The following is an 18445-nucleotide window of genomic DNA, read 5'->3' on the forward strand; positions in this document are numbered from 1 at the left end:
CTGTTGAAAGGGCATATACGCTCCACGATTCGATTCCGCAAGAGGCAGCGGCGTTCGGTGCGGAAACAACCCCGCTTGCCCGGCCCCTGCGGCAGCACTGTCCACCGCCGCGAGACGCCCTGCCCCGACGGCCCGCCCGGTGCGTCCCGGCACCGCCGGAACGCATGGCGCTCGCAGGCCGCGGCGGCCTCAGCTCTTGGTGTTGCGCCGCCGCGTGACCTTGCGCTTGACCTTGGAGTCCTTGCGCTTTGCCTTGGCCTCCTTTCGGCGCGGCGGTCCGCCGGGGCGGCCTCGGCCACCGGGGCCACGCGCCCGGCCACGCCCGGGCCGGCCCGAGCCACGGCCCTGCGGCATCTCGGCATCCTCGAGCTCGAGCAGGTCCAGCGCAATGCCGCCGGTGACCGGTGCGGCCTCGACAAGCTTCACCCGCACCCGCTGCCCGAGCGTAATGATGGTACCGGTGTCCGCGCCCATAAGCGTTCCGGCCTCACGGTCGAAATGGAAATACTCGTTGCCGATATTGCGCATCGGAACCAGCCCGTCGGCGCCGGTCTCGTCGAGCTTCACGAAGATGCCGAACTTGGCGATGCCACTGATCCGGCCGCCGAACTCGGCCCCGATCCGATCCGAGAGGAACGCCGCGAGGTAACGATCATTGGTGTCGCGCTCGGCCATCATCGAGCGCCGCTCGGTGTCCGAGATGTGCTGCGCGGTCGTCTCCAGCGTCTCGATCTCGTGCTCGCTCAGCCCGTCATCGCCCCAACCATGCGCCTTGATCAGGCCGCGATGTACGATGAGGTCCGAATAGCGCCGGATCGGCGAGGTGAAATGCGCGTAGTTCTGCAGCGCGAGGCCGAAATGTCCGAAGTTCTTCGGGCTGTAATAGGCCTGCGTCATGCTGCGCAGCGTGGCGATGTTGATCAGCTCCGCCTCTTCCTTGCCGGCGGCGTCGTGCAGCAGCTTGTTGAGATGCGCGGTCTTCAGAACCTGCCCCTTCGCCAGCGTCAGCCCCGCCGCGTCGGCGGTCTCGCGCAGGCTCTCGAGCTTGTCCGCCGGCGGCTCCTCGTGGACCCGGAACAGCAGCGGCGTGCGCTTGGCGATCAGGGTCTCGGCGGCACAGACATTGGCGAGGATCATGAACTCCTCGATCAGCTTGTGCGCGTCGAGCCGCTCGACGAAGTTCACCGAGGTCACCTTGCCCTCGTCGCTCAGCACCACCTTGCGCTCTGGCAGGTCGAGATCCAGCGGTTCGCGCCGGGCGCGGGCGTCGCGCAGCGCGGCGTAAGCGGCATAGAGCGGCTGGATCACCGGCTCGAGCAACGGGCCGGTCTTGTCATTGGGCTCGCCGTCGAATGCCGCCTGCACCTCCTGGTAGTTCAGCGAGGCGGGCGAGCGCATCAGGCCCCGTACGAACTTGTGCGATTTCTTGTTGCCCTCCGCATCGATCACCATGCGCACCGCGAGGCAGGCGCGCGGCACGCCCTCGTGCAGCGAGCACAGATCGCCCGAAAGCCGGTCGGGCAGCATCGGCACCACCCGGTCGGGGAAATAGCTCGAATTGCCGCGCTTCCTAGCCTCTCGATCCAGCTCCGAGCCGGGGCGCACGTAATGCGCCACGTCGGCGATGGCGACCCAGATCACGTGACCGCCTTGGTTCTTGGGATCCTCGTCAGGCTCGGCGAAACAGGCATCGTCGTGGTCGCGCGCATCCCACGGGTCGATGGTGACCAGCGGCAGCTCGCGCAGATCGGTGCGGCCCTTGAGCCCGGCGGGCTTCATCGCGTCGGCCTCGGCCAGCACCTTCTCGGGGAAGTCGTCGGGGATGCCGTGCTGGTGGATCGCGATGAGCGACACCGCCCTGGGCGCAGTGGGATCGCCGAGGCGCATCACGATGCGCGCCCGCGGCAGGCCCATGCGGGTGGCGCGCGGGCCGGCCTGCTCGGCCTCGACCAGTTCGCCATCCTGCGCGCCGTGGGTGGCATCGTGCGCCACCGTCCATTCCTTGTCCGAGCCCTTGTCGATTGGCAGAATGCGGCCGCCCTCGGCGCCCTTGCGGAAAATCCCCACGACCTTGAGCGGGCTGGCCCCGATGCGGCGGATCAGCCGGGCCTCATAATTGTGATCGGCCTCGTGCACCACTTGCAGCCGCGCAAGGATGCGGTCGCCGTCGCCAAGCGCCGGATCGGTGGCGCGGGGCACGAAGAGCACCGTCGGCTCGACCCCTTCGCCATGCCATTCCAGCGGCTGCGCGAACTGGTCGCCGTTCTCGTCGGCGGCTTTCATCTGCAGCACCGTGACGGGCGGCAGGCGGTCCGGGTCGCGATAAGTCTTCTTGCGCTTTTCCAGATGGCCCTCGTGCTCCAGCTCCTTGAGCAGGCGCTTGAGGTCGATCCGCGCCGCGCCCTTGATGCCGAAAGCCTTGGCAATGTCGCGCTTGGAGGTGAGGGTCGGGTTGGCGGCGATCCAGTCGAGGATATCCGGTTTGGTCGGCAGTTTGCTCATGGCCCTGAGCTAGCACGGCGCACCGCCCCCGTCATGGCGATTCTGGCGTTTCGTGGCGCAAGGACGGGGGCCGCGAGGAATTTACCGCCTAGACGCCCGGCGGGTTGCCGGTGTCGTGATCGCCCGGCACGTTCAGCGGCACCGCGTGGCAGATCTCGCGCAGCGCGCCCTTCAGCCCTTCCTCGAGCGTCGGGTGGTAGAACGGCATGTCGAGCAGGTCTCCGGCTGTGATCTTCTGGCCAATCGCCAACGCCAGCAGGTGGCCCATGTGATCGGCGCCGGGGCAGAACAGATCCGCCCCGATCAGGCGCCCGTCGGGCGCGGCTGCGTAGAGCCGGGCGAGACCTGTATTTTCGGCATCCACCTTGGCACGGCCCTGATCGGTGTAGTCCGCGCTGCCGATCTTGGCGCTGTCATCGGGGCTGTCACCCAGCATCACCAGCGGCGGCTCGGTGAAGGTGATGGCGAAGTTCACCTTGCGGTCCGAGCGCACCAGCGCCGGATAGGCCACGGCGTTGCGCCCCGCGATTGCCCCCTCGTCCGAGGCCTCGTGCAGCACCGGGCGGCCGGCATTCGAGTCCCCGGCCATGAAGATCGGCGCGTCGCCGCACTGCATGGTCTCGGGATCGATCTCGGGCATGCCCTTGTCGTCAAGCGTGAGACCGGTGGTCTCGAGCCCGAGGCCCTGAACGTTGGGCGGACGCCCCGTCGACACGAGCACCTTGTCGAAGGTCTCGCTCTGACTGCCCCAGTCGATGCGCACGCGGCCATCCTGCTCGGACGGCTGCGGGTCGGTGCCGAGATGCAGGTCCATCTCCCGGGCCATGGCCTCTTGCAGCGCGGCGTGGACCTTGGCGCAGCGCACCTGCGCCAGCGTCTCCTGCTGGTCGAACAGCGCCACCCGCACGCCAAGCCGTGCCATCGCCTGCGCCAGCTCGAGCCCGATGACCCCGCCACCGATCACCGCGAGGCTCTCGGGCAGGTCGTCGAGCTCGAAGATCGTCTCGTTGGTCAGTGCCAGATCGCCAAGATCGGCGAAGGGCCCCGGCACCATCGGGCTCGAGCCGGTGGCGATGATCACCGCATTCGCCGCGACCGTGCGCCCGTCATCGAGTGTGAGCGTGGTGGCGGAGGTGAAGCGCGCCCGCGCCTGCACCCGGATTTCCTCGGGGAGGTCCATGATGCTGTCGCGAGTGGCCTGCGCAAAGCGGTCGCGGTGCTCGCGCACCCGGCGCAGCACGGCGGGGCCGTCGATCGTGACCTCGCCAGTCTCGACACCAAAGACCCCCGACTGCCGCGCGCCATGCGCGCTGCGGGCGGCGGCGATCAGCAGCTTGGAGGGCATGCAGCCCACCGTGGCGCAGGTGGTGCCGGCGAAGCTCGGATCGATCAGCAGCGTCTTGGCGCCGTGCTTGCGGGCGTTGCGCTCTGCCGCAAGACCGGCAGTCCCGGCCCCGATGATTGCTACGTCGCATGTAAGATCCGCCATCGCTTTCCCTTCCCCCGGCCCCGCCGGTCAATCGCTACAGACGATCAACCGGCGGTGTCCGGCAGAGGTTCCCGGCGCGCGGCGGCGTGACGCGGATCAGCTGGCGAAATAGTCGCGCAGGATGCGACTGTAGATCTCCTTGAGCCGCGCGATCTGGTCCACAGGCACGTTCTCGTCGACCTGATGCATGGTCTTGCCGACCAGCCCGAATTCGACCACCGGGCAGTGATCCTTGACGAAACGCGCATCCGAGGTGCCGCCCGAGGTCGAGAGCTCCGGCGTGCGCCCGGTCTCGGCCTCGACCGCCGCGGCGACCAGATCCGAGAGCGGCCCCGGCGGGGTCAGGAAGCTCTCGCCGGAGATCTTGATCTTGACCTCGGTGGTGGTGCCGAACGCGGCGTCGACCTTCGCGGCCTCCTCGCGCAGCCAGTCCGACAGCGCCGCGCCGGTATGGATGTCATTGAAGCGGATGTTGACCGTGCCGCGGCTCTGCGCCGGGATCACGTTGGTCGCCGGGTTGCCGGTGTCGATGGTCACCACCGCCAGCGTCGAGGCGTCGAAATGATCGGTGCCGGTGTCGAGCTCGTGCGAGGCCAGCCGGTCCATCAGCCGCGCCATCGCCGGCATCGGGTTCAGCGCCCGGTGCGGATAGGCGGCGTGGCCCTGCGTGCCGGTCACCGTGAACCACGCCGAGAGCGAACCGCGGCGGCCGATCTTCATCATGTCGCCCATCTCGGACGGGCAGGTCGGCTCGCCCACGAGGCAGACCGACATGCGCTCGTCCTGCTCGGCCATCCAGTCGAGCAGCGCCACGGTGCCATCGGTCGCGTCGCCCTCCTCGTCACCGGTGATCGCCAGAACGATGGCGCCGTCCGGGGGCGTATCGGTGACGAAATCCATCGCGGCGGCGGCAAAGGCCGCGACGCCGGATTTCATGTCGGTCGCGCCTCGGCCGAACATCACGCCGTCGCGGATTTCAGCTCCGAAGGGATCGCAGCTCCAGGCCGCGGCATCGCCCACCGGGACCACATCGGTATGCCCGTTGAAGCCGAAGCTGCGCGCATGGCCCTTGTCGCCCCAGCGGGCATAGAGGTTCGAGGTGCCGTTCCGGTCCACCCGGGTGCAGGCAAACCCCGCCTCCTCGAGCAGCCCCTGCAGCAGCACCAGCGCCCCGCCCTCCTCGGGCGTGACCGAGGGGCAGCGGATGAGATCGGCGGTGAGGGCGACGGGATCGGTCGTCATGGCACGGTTCCTTGCTGTGTCTGCGCTTTGGCTACCGCGATGGACGCGCGAGGGCAAACCCTGCCTCGGGACAGGTCGGGACGGCCGCGCAGCTATGTCACAGGACAATCGAACTGGCCTGTCAGGGCGGCTCGTGCTAGGGCTCGATGCATAACAAGGGAAAAATGCCCGCAGCGCGGCGGCGCTTGGGATCTTGCGGAACCCTGTGTCAAACGACGCCACACGGAAGATCCGGGCAGGCGCACAAGGACAGCGCGCGAGGGCCGCAAGAATAACAATGCGGGCGTGCCACAAAGGAACAGTGCGCGCGTGCCGCGCGACGGGCAATGTGACAGGCATGGGTACGGCAGGGGTTTCTTCACGTCATCGCCGCGCAGGGCAAGGCGCCGCATGAGCTGGATCGCCATTTCGGGCGAGGGCCGCCGCTGGACCGATGACCGCGTCTTCGAGGCCGCGCTGCGTCCGCGCGATGCGCTGTTGGCCAAGGGCTCGCTGCTGATCGAGACCCGGCTTTCGGCCGATGGCCGACCGCAGACCCTGCTGGCCTTCGAACGTCATCACCCGTGGCCCGGGGGGCTCTCGCTTCAGGCGCTGCCCAATGGCAGCATCGTGCTGGTGATGAGCCAAGGCGACGACGCCTTCCACACGCTGCTGCAATATCCCGACGATGCCCGCACCGACATCCTGCGCGTGACTTTCAGCTGGGATTCGACTGCGCGCTGGGGCCAGCTGGCGCTGGAGCGACCCGAAAGCGATCGCACCGCCCTGCGCGAGACCCCGCCCCCGCCGCCGCTTCTGCTCGAGGACCTGTTCAGCATGGTGCGCCGGCCTCAGCTCTGCCGCACTGACCCCGACCTGATCTTCTTCGCCGTGTCCGACGAGGTCGAGCCCGTGGGGCCAATGCCCTCGCTCACCGGCCGGGTGCCGGTCGAGACGCCCGATGGGCCCCGGCCGGTGGCCGAGTTGCAGAGCGGCGACACCGTTCGGACCCGCTGTGGCGAGCTCGCCCCGGTGTTGCAGCGGCTGAGCCGGGTGGTGCCGGCGCTTGGCTCCTTCACGCCGGTGCGGCTGCGCGCGCCCTATTTTGGCCTGAGCCGCGATCTCGTCGTGTCACCGCACCAGCGGCTGGTGATCGGCGGGTCCGAGGTGGAATACCTGTTCGGGCGCGAGGCGGTTCTGGTGCCGGCGCTGAGCCTTGTGAACGGCTTTGCGGCGGTGCGCGAGGAGGGCGCGATGACGCTGCGCTACCATCAACTCCTGCTGCCGGCGCATGATGCGGTGATGGCCGGCGGTGCGGCGCTCGAGAGCCTCTATATCGGGCGTCTGCGGCGCTCGCGGCCGCATCTTGGGGCCTCTCTGCTGGCCGATTGCCCGACCGGGCTTCTGCCCGAGCAACATCGCAAGGGCTACCAGGTGCTGCACCCGTTCGAGGCGATCACGCTGGCCCAGGCGCGGGTGGCCTGATCGGCGCGGGCAGAAGATTTTTCGTCCGAAAAATCTTGGGCGACCTCAAGCCTTGTCGAAGAACGGGGTGACCTGCGCGACGATGACGGAATTCTCCTCGAGCGCGCGCGCCATGAGTTCCTGCTCGTCAGCCTCGATCTCGTGGCCCTGCGCCCGGCGCTCTTCCTCGGTGCCGTAGCCGGTCACATCGAGCGGCGACAGATCGGCCTGCTTGAGGATCGCAACGGTCTCGCGCACCGCCTCGGCCTCATCGACTCCGCTGGCGTAGCACATCAGCGCAGCCCCGGTGGACTTGTCGGGCAGGCCGTCGCCGGCCTTGCGGCCGACCTCGACCAAAAGGGTGTAGACCTGCTGTCTCGATGGTTTCTTGCTGGCCATGCCTGACGTCTCCCGCGTTTCGGGCGGGATGCGGCAGGCATGGCCGCGAGTCAAGCCCTGCTCGGACCGAGCCTCAGGGCGCGAAGAGCTCGACCGCCACGGCGCAGCAGTAGATCAGGATGAGAAGCACCGACTCGATGCCGATCCGCGCCGGACCTTCGCGCTGACGCAGGATCAGGCCGCCGAGCAGGATGGCGGTCATCAGCATGCCGGTCGCCAGCCAGTAGAGATCGGTCTCGCCCACCGCCTGAAAGATCGAGCCGTCGCGATAGGCCACGTCCGAGAACACCAGAAAGAGCGTGTCGAACGTGTTGCCCCCGATGATCCCACCAACCGCCAGCTGCAGTGCGCCACGACGCACGGCGACAAGGGTCGTGACCAGTTCGGGCAGCGAGGTGATGATCGCGGTGATCAGAGCGCCGACCAGACTGGAGGACAGCTCGTAGCGGGTGATGAACGTTCCGGCCACCTGGCTGATGACCCAGCCCGACAGGCCCATGATGGCGACCAGCCCGACGAAGATCATCGCCGGGCGCAGCACCGGGGCGTTGGGGTCGTTTTCCGCGTCCGGCTCGTCCTTGCGGGTGTCAGAGGTCTCGACCGGGCGCCACATCGGGCGCTCGCCGACGATCGAGGACAGCCGCACCCCCCAGAGATAGCCGAGGAACATCACCAGCGAGACCGGCGAGACCCCGAAATAGGCGATATCCGGACCGGCCATGGCGGCGATCGGCATTGACAGCAGGATCAGCAGCATGACCGCCTGGAACAGGTTCGCCGGCTCTGCGGCGGCGTGTTCGAGATTCACGCGCTTGTAGAACAGGTCCGCCAGTCCGAGGAACAACGTCTGCGCCGCTATGCCGCCAACGGCGTTCGACACCGCGAAGCTGGCGTCGCCGCCATAGGCCGCCGTGACCGACACCACCACGCCCGACAGCGAGGTGGCGCCGCCGAGCAGGATGCCGCCGGCCATCGCTTCGCCAAGCTTGGTCCGGTCGGCAATCAGGTCCGCAAGGGTCGTGGCGCGGATGGACGCGGCCACGACAATGGCTCCTGCGAGGGCGAAAATCCCTAGCAGGAGCGGGAGCGAAAGATCCTGCATCAAGAGGTCAGCTTCGAACTTTGCGCACGACCCAGATCAGCGCGCTGGCGCCGATGATGCCGACAATGAGCTGCGGCACCCAGGTGTTGGCCGCGTAGATGCCGAGCAGCGACAGCACGAAGTTGAGCACCACCGCGCCGACGATGCCGAGGATGACGTTCATCAGAATGCCGGTATCGGCCTTCATGATCATGCTGGCGATCCAGCCGGCCAGCCCGCCGACGATGATGGATGCAATCAGGCCGAGACCCATGAGATATACCCCTGTCAGTTCCAGTTCACAGAAAGGGAACATGCGGCGCGCCGGAAGGTTCCGCAGCGGGAGCCTCGGATCGGATTTGCGTCGCCCGGACCGCTGAAATGCAACGCGGCGACCCCGAAGGACCGCCGCGCGGAAGGCTTGGCGATGTCGTGCCGCGATCAGTCGCGCAGCAGCTCGTTGATGCCGGTCTTGGAGCGGGTCTTCTCGTCGACGCGCTTGACGATCACCGCGCAGTAGAGGTTCACGCCGTTCTTCGACGGCATGGTGCCTGCGACGACCACCGAGTAGGGCGGCACTTCGCCGTAGAACACTTCGCCGGTCTCGCGGTCGACGATCTTGGTCGACTGGCCGAGGAAGACGCCCATGCCGAGCACCGAGCCCTCGCGCACGATCACGCCCTCGACCACCTCGGAGCGGGCGCCGATGAAACAGTTGTCCTCGATGATGGTCGGGCCGGCCTGCATGGGCTCGAGCACGCCACCGATGCCGACGCCGCCCGACAGGTGCACGCCCTTGCCGATCTGCGCGCAGGAGCCGACGGTGGCCCAGGTGTCGACCATGGTGCCCTCGTCGACATAGGCGCCGAGGTTCACGAAGGACGGCATCAGCACCACGCCCGGCGCGATATAGGCCGACTTGCGCACCACGCAGTTCGGCACCGCGCGGAAGCCCGCGGCCTTCCATTCGCTGTCGCCCCAGCCCTTGAACTTGCTGTCGACCTTGTCCCACCAGCCGCTGCCCTGCGGGCCGCCGTCCTGCATCTCCATGTCCTTGATGCGGAAGCCGAGCAGAACCGCCTTCTTGGCCCACTGGTTGACGTGCCAGTTGCCGTCATCCAGCTTTTCCGCGACGCGCAGCGTGCCGCTGTCAAGCGCGTGGAGCGTGGCCTCGATGGCCTCTCGGGTTTCGCCCCCGGTCGACGGGGTGATGGTGTCGCGCGCCTCCCAGGCGGCTTCGATGGCGGCTTCGAGCTGTGCGTTGGACATCTGTGTCTCCTCGTGCGATCCGGTTTCCAGCCCTATAACGGGCGGCCCGCCTTACGGCAACGCATCCCGAGGTCGCCCTTCGCAGGAAAGGATGAGACGCATGGCCAAGGCAATCCACAGCATGATCCGGGTGCTCGACGAAGCGCGTTCGCTGGCCTTCTACGAGACCGCCTTCGGGCTCACCGTGGCGGACCGGCTCGACTTCCCCGAGTTCACGCTGGTCTATCTCTCGAACGCCGAGACCGGGTTCGAACTCGAACTCACGGTGAACAAGGACCGCACCGAGCCCTACGACCTGGGCGACGGCTACGGCCACCTCGCGGTGTCGGTCGATGATCTCGAGGCCGAGCACGCCCGCTTCACCGCCGAAGGCCTCAACCCGCGCAAGCTGGTGGAGTTCGCCCCGGCGGGCGAGGTGGTGGCGAAGTTCTTCTTCGTAGCCGATCCCGACGGCTACCAGATCGAAGTGCTGGCCCGCGAGGGCCGCTTCGCCTGAGGCCGCCCGCGCCTCAGTCGGCAAAACAAGACCCTGCGATATCGCTCGCAGGGTCCCCTTGTCCGAAGGCATTCCTGGGCGCCGCGAACCCGCCGACCGCGAGGTGACAGGTGCAGGCGGCGACCAGCGTCAGAGATGGCCCCGGAACGCGCTCAGTACCTTCTCGTAGACGTCGCGCTTGAACGGCACGATCTGGCCCACGACCTCGTCCGCCGCCAGCCAGCGCCAAGTCGAGAACTCGGGATGCTCGGTGGCGATGTTCACCTGATCGTCACTGCCGTGGAAGCGCAGCAGGAACCACTTCTGCTCCTGCCCGCGATAGCGCCCCTTCCAGATCCGCGGCACGATGTCATGCGGCAGGTCGTAGGGCAGCCACTCCTCGGTCTCGGCCTCGACGCTCACCAGCTCCGGGGCCACGCCGGTCTCTTCCCAGAGCTCGCGCAGGGCCGCGTTGCGCGGGGCCTCGCCCTTGTCGACACCGCCCTGCGGCATCTGCCAGGCCGGCACCTCGCTGTCGATGCGCTGGCCGACAAAGACCTCGTTATCGGCATTCACGAGCATCACGCCGACGCAGGGGCGGTAGGGAAGCTTGGCGATGTCTTCGGGCGTCATGTGGCGGCCTTGTGCTGAAAGAAGAAGGGCGGGGAATTCCCCGCCCTTTCCCCTATCACTCGAGGTTCTCGGTTTCGAGCACCGTCAGCCCCTTGAGGATGTCGATCGCGTAGGCGAGCTGGTAATCCTCTTCGCGCAGCGCGGCGGCCTGCTCGGCCTGCTCGCGTTCCTGCTCGATCTGGCGGATTTCCTCTTCGCTGAGGCTGTCATTGTCGAGACGGCCACGCAGGTCGGCCTCGGAGCGGCTGAACGGGTTCGCCGCCTCCTCCTCGCCGTCATCCGGGCGCGGGCGCGGCTGTTCCACGACGATGTCGGGCGACACACCAAGCGCCTGGATCGAGCGGCCCGACGGCGTGTAGTAGCGCGCGGTGGTCAGGCGCATGGCGCCGTCGCCGCGCACCGGCATCACGGTCTGGACCGAGCCCTTGCCGAAGCTCTTGGTGCCCACCACGACCGCGCGGCGGTGATCCTGCAGCGCGCCGGCAACGATTTCCGAAGCCGAGGCAGAACCGCCGTTGATCAGCACGACCATCGGCTTGCCGCTGGCCAGATCGCCTTCGCTGGCGTTGTAGCGGTCGCCATCCTGCGGGTCGCGGCCGCGGGTCGAGACGATTTCGCCCTTGTTGAGGAACGCGTCCGAAACCTTGATCGCCTGGGTCAGCAGGCCGCCGGGGTTGTTGCGCAGGTCGAGCACCACGCCGTTCACCTCATCGAGGCCGCCGGCCTCTTCGATGCGCTCGGCAAGCCCTTCCGACAGGTTCGGGAAGGTCTGGTCGTTGAAGGTGGTGACGCGCAGCACCACGGTGTCGCCCTCGAGACGGGTGCGCACGGCGGTGAGCGTGATGGTGTCGCGGGTGATGGTCACGTCGAAGGGCTCTTCCTCGCCCTCGCGCGCAACGGTGATCACGATGTCGGACCCAACCGGGCCGCGCATCAGGTCGACCGCCTCGTCCAGCGTCATGCCCAGCACGCTCTCGCCATCGACATGGGTGATGAAGTCGCCGGCCTCAATGCCGGCCTCGAAGGCGGGCGTGTCGTCGATCGGCGACACCACCTTCACGAAGCCGTCTTCCTGCGTCACCTCGATGCCGAGGCCGCCGAACTCGCCGCGGGTCTGCACCCGCATGTCCTCGGCGTCATCGGGGGGGAGGTAGCTCGAATGCGGGTCGAGCGAGGTCAGCATCCCGTTGATCGCGGCCTCGATCAGGTCGCCCTCGTCGACCTCTTCGACATATTGCGCGCGGATGCGCTCGAAGATGTCGCCGAACAGGTCGAGCTGTTCGTAGACACTGCCGGACTTCTCGCTCTCCTGCGCCAGGAGCGGCCCGACAAACTGCGTTGTCGCGACGACGCCGGCGACCGTGCCACCGAGCGCGGCCATCAGAAACTTGTTCATGCCCATATCATCCCTTGTCGCTTGCGAACCACGTGAGCGGGTCCACGGGCCTGTCGCCCTGTCTGACCTCTATATAGAGCGTTTCCGTGCGTCCAGCGCCACCCCCTTCAACAGATGGTGACGGGTCGCGTCCCGCAGCGCGGCCGCCCATCAGCCCCACAGGGCTGCCCGCGGGCAGCACTTCGCCGGTCTGGCCATAGACCACGTCGAGCCCGGCAAGCACGAAAAGCAGGTCGGGCTGGGGCTCGAGAATCGTCACCAGACCGTAGTCGAGCAGCGGTCCGCTATAGCGCACGGTGGCCGCGGTGGGCGTGGTCACGAGCGCCTCGGGCAGGGTCGCGACCACGATTCCGGGGCGGGTGACGCCGGCGGCATCGGCCTCTCCGGCGCGCCGCAGGATCTCGCCCTGCACCGGCATCCCGAGCGCGCCCTTGCGGTCGTCGATGGGCGGCAGCTGGGTGCGGGTCTCGTCCTCGGTGATCTGCGACAGCCCGCTGGCAAAGCCCTGCAGCGTCTCGGTCGAGGAAATCAGGATCGCGGTGCGGATCGGGTCCTCGGTGAAGCGCTTGGGCAGGTCGGTGCGGTCGGCCACCGCCTGGCTGAGCTCGGTGCGGGCCTCCTGCACGCCGGTGAGCCCCTGCTGGAGCGTCTGGGCGGCGCTCTGCTGCAGCGTCCGAAGCGCGGTGACCTCCTCGAGATCCGAGCGCAGCGCTTCGGCCTGCGCGTTCAGCCCCGGCGTCACCGCCGCCAGCATCATGCCCGCGCGCGCAGCGCCCACCGGGCCGTCGGGATGCAGCATGGCGCCCGGTGCGGCGCGCCCGCCCATGCTCGACAAGACGCCCAGAAGCTGGGCGATCTCGGCCTCCTGCCCCTGCAGGCGGCGGCTCAGCTCGGTCTCGCGGATGGCCGCCTCGCGCAGCCCGTCGCGCATCGCGGCAAGGCCCGCCTCGTAGGCCTTCACCGTGGTGGTCAGCGCCCGCACGCGGTCGCGCGCGCTCTCGGCCCGGTCGAGCTGCTCCGAAGCCTCCTCGAGCGCCCGGGCGGCCTCGCGCGCGGCAGCGCCCGGATCCTGCGCCAGGACCGGGGCGGCGAGCAGCGACAGGATCAGCGTCAGCCGCAGCATCAGTCGATGAGACTCGTCCCGGTCATCTCTTCCGGCTGGTCGAGTCCCATGAGCTGCAGCAGCGTTGGCGCCACGTCGGCGAGCCGACCGTCATGCAGCGTCGCGCCCGCAGGCCCGCCGAACAGGATCACCGGCACGAGATTGGTGGTGTGGGCGGTGTGCGGACCGTTGGTGGCGTCGTCCCACATGGTCTCGCAATTGCCGTGATCGGCGATCACCACCATGGCGCCGCCGGCCTTCTCGAGCGCCGAGACGACCTTGCCGAGGCCGTCATCGACCGCCTCGCAAGCCTTGATCGCGGCCTCGAGATCGCCGGTGTGCCCGACCATGTCCGGGTTGGCGAAGTTGGTCACGATCAGGTCGTAGCCGGCCTCGATGGCCTCGACGAACTTCTCGGCCACTTCGGGCTCGGACATCTCGGGCTGCATGTCGTAGGTCGCCACCTTGGGCGATTTGGGCATGAAGCGGTCCTCGCCCTCCTCCGGGGTCTCCTTGCCGCCGTTGAGGAAGAAGGTCACGTGCGGGTATTTCTCGGTCTCGGCGAGGCGGAACTGCCGCCGCCCGTGCTTGGCCACCCATTCGCCCAGCGTGTTGACGATCTCGCGCTTGGGATAGGCGGTGGTCATGTAGGCGTTGTGATCGTCGGAATACTCGACCATGCCGAGCAGCGCCGAGAGCTCGGGCTTGTCGCGCTCGAACCCGTCGAAGTCCGGCGCGCCGATCGCCTTGAGGATCTCGCGGGCACGGTCGGCGCGGAAGTTCATGCAGAAAAAGCCGTCGCCCGCGTCCAGCCCCGCGTAGCCGTCGATCACCGTGGCCGGGATGAACTCGTCGGTCTTGTCCTTGGCGTAGCTCTGGCTGACGGCCGTCACCGGGTCGGGCGCGGTCTCGCCCTTGGCGAGGATCATCGCGTCATAGGCCTGCTGGACCCGCTCCCAGCGGTCGTCTCGGTCCATGGCGTAGTAGCGGCCGATGACGGTGCCGATGGAGGCGCCTTCGGGCAGGCTGTCGGCGAGGTCCTTCACGAAGGCCTCGCCGGATTTCGGTGCCACGTCGCGGCCATCGGTGATGGCGTGGATGATGACGTTGCAGCCTAGGTCGGTGAGCATCTTCACGCCGGCCTTGATGTGTTCGATATGGCCATGCACGCCGCCATCCGAGACCACGCCCATCACATGCGCGGTGCCGCCAGCGTCAAGGACCTTGGCAGCGAAGGCCTTGATGGCGCCGTTGTCGAAGAACGAGCCGTCCTCAATGGCGAGGTCGATCTGGCCGAGATCCATCGCCACGACCCGGCCCGCGCCGATATTGGTGTGGCCGACTTCCGAGTTGCCCATCTGCCCCGACGGCAGCCCCACATCCGGTCCGAAGGTCACCAGCGTGGCGTGCGGGCAGGAGGCGTAGAGCCCGTCCATGGTGGGGGTCTTGGCGAGCTTCGGCGCGTTGAACGCCTCCTCCTCGCGCAGGCCCCAGCCGTCGAGAATGGTCAGGACAACGGGTTTCGGCGTGGTCATGTGGGAGGCCCTCCTGATGCGGTCAGGGCAGGCTTAGCAGGGTTGACGAGGGATGTGGAGAGGACGCAGCGCCGCGCGGTCGGGATGGTCTTTCCGGCAATAGCGTTTTGCCGAGCTCAGGTCGGAAGCACGGGCCGCGCAAGCGGCGGGACGAGCCTTCCGGATGTGCGCCTGTAGCGCTCTCGCCTATGGCCAAGGTCCGATCAACAGAGCAAGCCGCGCAAGCGCCGGACCGTGGGCTGGCGCTCATCCCTTCGAACCTCTCGATTTATCCCGGCCAAGTCCGAAGGACCTCGACACGCGGCGTTGATGTCACCAAAGCGCCAGACCGCCGGGACGGTCCGGCGCTGGCGCGGCGCCCTTCGGGCTTGATTCCGCGCCGGGGCATTGTCCAGACGCGAACAAGGCGGGACGTCTCCGCCCCGCCTGGATCCTATTTCTCGTGAATGCCCTTGAAAGGCGCCTTGCTCGAGGTCTTCCGATCCATGAAGCGCCCCGTCTTGGTGGCGCGCTTCCCCCAGTCTGCGTTCAGAGCCTCACCCCTGCAGCGACTTCACCACGATCTCCCCCTCCTCGCGGGCCTTCATCGCCATCACCGCGGCGTGGGCGCCGGCGGCAGTGGTGAAGTAGGGGATCTTGTCGTAGAGCGCGACCGAACGGATCTCGCGGCTGTCCTCGACCGCGGCGGTGCCCTCGGTGGTGTTCAGCACCAGCTGGATGCCGCCGTCCTTCATCAGGTCGACCACGTTCGGGCGTCCCTCATAGACCTTCTTGACCCGCTCGCAGGCGATGCCCGCCGCCTCGAGGAACGTCGCCGTGCCACCGGTGGCGATCAGGGTGAAGCCCATCTCGACCAGCACGCGGGCGGCCTCGAGCATCTGCTCGGTCTTGTCCGCGTCCTTGATCGACACGAACACCGCGCCCTCGGTCGGCAGATCGGTGCCGGCGCCCATCTGCGCCTTGAGGAAGGCGCGCGGGAAGGAGCGGTCCCAGCCCATGACCTCGCCGGTCGAGCGCATCTCGGGCCCGAGGATGGTGTCGACGCCGGGGAATCGGGCGAAGGGCAGCACTGCTTCCTTCACTGAGAACCACGGCATGTTCGGGTCGGCCAGGGTCATCTGGTCGGCGATCGGCACGTCGCTGTCATAGTCGGTATAGGCGGCGTAGCCCTCGCGCATCGGGAAGGCCGAGAGCTTCTCGCCCGCCATGATGCGCGCGGCGATCGAGGCGATGGCCGAGTCGGTCGCCTTGGCGACGAAGGGCACGGTGCGCGAGGCACGCGGGTTGACCTCGATGAGGTAGATCTCGTCATCCTTGACGGCGAACTGCACGTTCATCAGGCCGACCACGTTGAGCGCCTTGGCCAGCGCCTCGGTCTGCACCTTGACCCGGGCGATCACGTCATCGGAGAGCGAGTAGGGCGGCAGCGAGCAGGCACTGTCGCCCGAGTGCACGCCGGCCTCCTCGATGTGCTGCATGATGCCCGCCACGTGCACCGCCTCGCCGTCGCAGAGCGCATCCACGTCGAGCTCGACGGCACCGTCGAGATAGCTGTCGAGCAGCACCGGGCTGTCGCCCGAGACCACCACGGCCTCTTTGATGTAGCGCTCGAGATGGGCCATGTCGCGGACGATCTCCATCGCCCGGCCGCCCAGCACGTAGGACGGGCGGATCACCAGCGGGAAGCCGATGCTGTCGGCGATGGCCAGCGCCTGCGCGTCGGTCGAGGCGATGCCATTCTTCGGCTGCTTGAGCTCGAGCTCGTTCACCAGCGCCTGGAAGCGCTCGCGGTCCTCGGCGAGGTCGATGGCGTCGGGCGTGGTGCCGAGGATCGGGATGCCCTCGGCCTCGAGCGCGTTGGCAAGCTTCAGCGGCGTCTGGCCGCCGAACTGCACGATGACGCCGTGCAGGGTGCCGTTGGACTGCTCGACCCGCAGGATCTCCATCACGTGCTCGAAGGTGAGCGGCTCGAAATACAGCCGGTCCGAGGTGTCGTAGTCGGTCGACACGGTCTCGGGGTTGCAGTTGATCATGATGGTCTCGTAGCCCGCGGCGGTGAGCGCGAAGCAGGCGTGACAGCAGCAGTAGTCGAACTCGATGCCCTGACCGATCCGGTTCGGACCACCGCCGAGGATGACGACCTTCTTCTTGTCAGAGGGCCGCGCCTCGCATTCCACCTCGCCCATCATCGGCTCTTCGTAGGTGGAGTACATGTAGGGCGTCTGGGCCTCGAACTCGGCGGCGCAGGTGTCGATACGCTTGAACACGGCCGTCACGCCAAGCCCGGTGCGGCGGCTGCGCACGTCCTTCTCGGAGAAGCCGGTGAGCTTGGCGAGGCGGGCATCGGTGAAGCCCATCATCTTGAGCTGGCGCATGCCCTCTTCGGTCTGCGGCAGACCGTTGGCGCGCACCTCCTCCTCGGCCTCGACGATCTCGCGGATGCGGTCGAGGAACCACGGGTCGAACATGGTGACGCCGTGGATCTCATCATTCGAAAGCCCGTGGCGCATGGCCTGCGCGATGGTGCGGAGCCGGTCCGGGGTCTGCTGGCTGATCGCCTTGATGACGGCGGATTTCTCCGGCGCGCCCTCGATCTCGATCTCGTCAAAGCCGGTGAGGCCGGATTCCATCGACGCCAGCGCCTTCTGCATCGACTCGTGGATCGTGCGGCCGATCGACATCGCCTCGCCCACCGACTTCATCGCGGTGGTGAGGTAGGGCTCGGCCCCCGCGAACTTCTCGAAGGCGAATTTCGGGATCTTGGTGACGACGTAGTCGATGGTCGGCTCGAAGCTCGCCGGGGTCACCTTGGTGATGTCGTTGTCGAGCTCGTCGAGCGTGTAGCCCACCGCCAGCTTCGCGGCGATCTTCGCGATCGGGAAGCCGGTGGCCTTGGAGGCCAGCGCCGAAGAGCGCGACACGCGCGGGTTCATCTCGATCACCACCATGCGGCCGTTTTCCGGGTTCACCGCCCATTGCACGTTGGAGCCGCCGGTCTCGACGCCGATCTCGCGCAGCACGGCGATCGAGCCGTTGCGCATGATCTGGTATTCCTTGTCGGTCAGGGTCAGCGCCGGGGCCACGGTGATCGAGTCGCCGGTGTGCACCCCCATCGGATCGACGTTCTCGATGGCGCAGACGATGATGGCGTTGTCCGCCTTGTCGCGGACCACCTCCATCTCGAATTCCTTCCAGCCGAGCAGCGACTCGTCGACGAGGATCTGGTTCACCGGCGAGGCATCCATGCCCGAGCGGCAATAGTGGATATAGTCCTCGCGGTTGTAGGCCACGCCGCCGCCGGTGCCGCCCAGGGTGAAGGCGGGTCGGATGATCGCCGGCAGCCCGACGGTTTCAAGCGCCTCAAGCGCCTGCGCGACGCCTGCGTCGAGATCGGCCTTGCCGTCCGGCTTGGTGGGGGCCGTGACAATGGTGGCGGCCGGGTTCTCGAGGCCGATGCGGTCCATCGCCTCGCGGAACAGCGCGCGGTCCTCGGCCATCTCGATGGCCTCGCGCTTGGCGCCGATCATCTCCACGCCGAACTTCTCGAGCACGCCCATTTCCTCGAGCTTGAGCGAGGTGTTGAGGCCGGTCTGCCCGCCCATCGTCGGCAGAAGCGCGTCGGGGCGCTCCTTCTCGATGATCTTGGCGACGACCTCGGGGGTGATCGGCTCGATATAGGTGGCGTCGGCGAGCTCGGGGTCGGTCATGATCGTGGCCGGATTCGAGTTCACCAGAATGACCCGGTAGCCTTCTTCGCGCAGGGCCTTGCAGGCCTGTGCGCCGGAATAGTCGAACTCGCACGCCTGGCCGATGATGATGGGCCCTGCGCCGATGATCATGATGGATTTGATATCGGTTCTTTTGGGCATGTCTCGACCT

14 protein-coding genes are annotated in these 18445 nt (G+C 67.6%); 2 read left to right on the forward strand and 12 right to left on the reverse strand.

The features are described from left to right. Positions 1-189 precede the first annotated feature (189 nt). From rnr to dapE, 3 genes are all read right to left on the reverse strand, one after another. Positions 190-2502 (reverse strand): ribonuclease R, encoded by a 2313-nt coding sequence (gene rnr, locus JF542_RS10465; protein WP_207075793.1) that lies wholly within the window; start codon positions 2500-2502, stop codon positions 190-192. Positions 2503-2590: 88 nt separating this feature from the next. Further along, on the reverse strand, positions 2591-3991 hold the full coding sequence (locus JF542_RS10470; RefSeq protein ID WP_207075794.1) for a dihydrolipoyl dehydrogenase: 1401 nt from the start codon (positions 3989-3991) through the stop codon (positions 2591-2593). Between the two features lie 96 nt (positions 3992-4087). Next, positions 4088-5233 (reverse strand): succinyl-diaminopimelate desuccinylase, encoded by a 1146-nt coding sequence (gene dapE / locus JF542_RS10475; protein ID WP_207075795.1) that lies wholly within the window; start codon positions 5231-5233, stop codon positions 4088-4090. A gap of 390 nt (positions 5234-5623) precedes the next feature. Here dapE and JF542_RS10480 point away from each other — a divergent pair, with 390 nt between their 5' ends. After that, entirely contained in the window at positions 5624-6697 is a 1074-nt protein-coding gene (locus JF542_RS10480) for a Hint domain-containing protein (protein WP_207075796.1), read from the forward strand. Between the two features lie 45 nt (positions 6698-6742). On the opposite strand, the gene JF542_RS10485 is transcribed toward JF542_RS10480, so the two are convergent. The 4 genes from JF542_RS10485 to dapD all read right to left on the reverse strand — a co-directional run bounded on the left by JF542_RS10485 (position 6743) and on the right by dapD (position 9425). Next, a complete protein-coding gene (locus JF542_RS10485; RefSeq protein WP_007795348.1) occupies positions 6743-7075 on the reverse strand; it encodes a hypothetical protein in 333 nt (110 codons plus the stop codon). A gap of 73 nt (positions 7076-7148) precedes the next feature. Next, positions 7149-8180, reverse strand: coding sequence for a sodium:calcium antiporter (locus tag JF542_RS10490; RefSeq protein WP_207075797.1), 1032 nt, complete (start codon positions 8178-8180; stop codon positions 7149-7151). Between the two features lie 4 nt (positions 8181-8184). Further along, on the reverse strand, positions 8185-8430 hold the full coding sequence (locus JF542_RS10495) for a GlsB/YeaQ/YmgE family stress response membrane protein (RefSeq protein ID WP_007795355.1): 246 nt from the start codon (positions 8428-8430) through the stop codon (positions 8185-8187). A 167-nt stretch (positions 8431-8597) separates the two neighbouring features. Next, on the reverse strand, positions 8598-9425 hold the full coding sequence (gene dapD, locus JF542_RS10500; RefSeq protein WP_007795358.1) for a 2,3,4,5-tetrahydropyridine-2,6-dicarboxylate N-succinyltransferase: 828 nt from the start codon (positions 9423-9425) through the stop codon (positions 8598-8600). Positions 9426-9525: 100 nt separating this feature from the next. Between dapD and JF542_RS10505 the strand changes: the two genes are divergently transcribed. Then, a complete protein-coding gene (locus tag JF542_RS10505; RefSeq protein ID WP_207075798.1) occupies positions 9526-9921 on the forward strand; it encodes a VOC family protein in 396 nt (131 codons plus the stop codon). A gap of 129 nt (positions 9922-10050) precedes the next feature. On the opposite strand, the gene JF542_RS10510 is transcribed toward JF542_RS10505, so the two are convergent. The 5 genes from JF542_RS10510 to carB all read right to left on the reverse strand — a co-directional run bounded on the left by JF542_RS10510 (position 10051) and on the right by carB (position 18435). Further along, on the reverse strand, positions 10051-10533 hold the full coding sequence (locus JF542_RS10510; protein WP_207075799.1) for an RNA pyrophosphohydrolase: 483 nt from the start codon (positions 10531-10533) through the stop codon (positions 10051-10053). Positions 10534-10588: 55 nt separating this feature from the next. Then, the gene (locus tag JF542_RS10515) at positions 10589-11929 is read right to left on the reverse strand and encodes a S41 family peptidase (RefSeq protein ID WP_040545186.1); all 1341 of its coding nucleotides are present in this window, start codon (positions 11927-11929) and stop codon (positions 10589-10591) included. Between the two features lie 7 nt (positions 11930-11936). Continuing rightward, complete coding sequence (locus tag JF542_RS10520) at positions 11937-13052, reverse strand: murein hydrolase activator EnvC family protein (RefSeq protein ID WP_207075800.1); 1116 nt, start codon at positions 13050-13052, stop codon at positions 11937-11939. Next, positions 13052-14566, reverse strand: coding sequence for a 2,3-bisphosphoglycerate-independent phosphoglycerate mutase (gene gpmI, locus JF542_RS10525; protein WP_207075801.1), 1515 nt, complete (start codon positions 14564-14566; stop codon positions 13052-13054). Before gpmI ends, JF542_RS10520 begins: the two co-directional genes overlap by 1 nt. A 536-nt stretch (positions 14567-15102) precedes the next feature. Next, on the reverse strand, positions 15103-18435 hold the full coding sequence (gene carB, locus JF542_RS10530; protein ID WP_207075802.1) for a carbamoyl-phosphate synthase large subunit: 3333 nt from the start codon (positions 18433-18435) through the stop codon (positions 15103-15105). Between the last annotated feature and the right edge of the window lie 10 nt (positions 18436-18445).

It is taken from the genome of Salipiger bermudensis (assembly GCF_017309175.1).
GTDB lineage: Bacteria > Pseudomonadota > Alphaproteobacteria > Rhodobacterales > Rhodobacteraceae > Salipiger > Salipiger bermudensis.

What these genes read in the sequence shown, in the direction of transcription:
- rnr (WP_207075793.1), bottom strand. Translation starts at nt 2,502, where the DNA reads ATGAGCAAACTGCCGACCAAACCGGATATCCTCGACTGGATCGCCGCC.
- JF542_RS10470 (WP_207075794.1), bottom strand. Translation starts at nt 3,991, where the DNA reads ATGGCGGATCTTACATGCGACGTAGCAATCATCGGGGCCGGGACTGCC.
- dapE (WP_207075795.1), bottom strand. Translation starts at nt 5,233, where the DNA reads ATGACGACCGATCCCGTCGCCCTCACCGCCGATCTCATCCGCTGCCCC.
- JF542_RS10480 (WP_207075796.1), top strand. Translation starts at nt 5,624, where the DNA reads ATGAGCTGGATCGCCATTTCGGGCGAGGGCCGCCGCTGGACCGATGAC.
- JF542_RS10485 (WP_007795348.1), bottom strand. Translation starts at nt 7,075, where the DNA reads ATGGCCAGCAAGAAACCATCGAGACAGCAGGTCTACACCCTTTTGGTC.
- JF542_RS10495 (WP_007795355.1), bottom strand. Translation starts at nt 8,430, where the DNA reads ATGGGTCTCGGCCTGATTGCATCCATCATCGTCGGCGGGCTGGCCGGC.
- dapD (WP_007795358.1), bottom strand. Translation starts at nt 9,425, where the DNA reads ATGTCCAACGCACAGCTCGAAGCCGCCATCGAAGCCGCCTGGGAGGCG.
- JF542_RS10505 (WP_207075798.1), top strand. Translation starts at nt 9,526, where the DNA reads ATGGCCAAGGCAATCCACAGCATGATCCGGGTGCTCGACGAAGCGCGT.
- JF542_RS10510 (WP_207075799.1), bottom strand. Translation starts at nt 10,533, where the DNA reads ATGACGCCCGAAGACATCGCCAAGCTTCCCTACCGCCCCTGCGTCGGC.
- JF542_RS10515 (WP_040545186.1), bottom strand. Translation starts at nt 11,929, where the DNA reads ATGAACAAGTTTCTGATGGCCGCGCTCGGTGGCACGGTCGCCGGCGTC.
- JF542_RS10520 (WP_207075800.1), bottom strand. Translation starts at nt 13,052, where the DNA reads ATGCTGCGGCTGACGCTGATCCTGTCGCTGCTCGCCGCCCCGGTCCTG.
- gpmI (WP_207075801.1), bottom strand. Translation starts at nt 14,566, where the DNA reads ATGACCACGCCGAAACCCGTTGTCCTGACCATTCTCGACGGCTGGGGC.
- carB (WP_207075802.1), bottom strand. Translation starts at nt 18,435, where the DNA reads ATGCCCAAAAGAACCGATATCAAATCCATCATGATCATCGGCGCAGGG.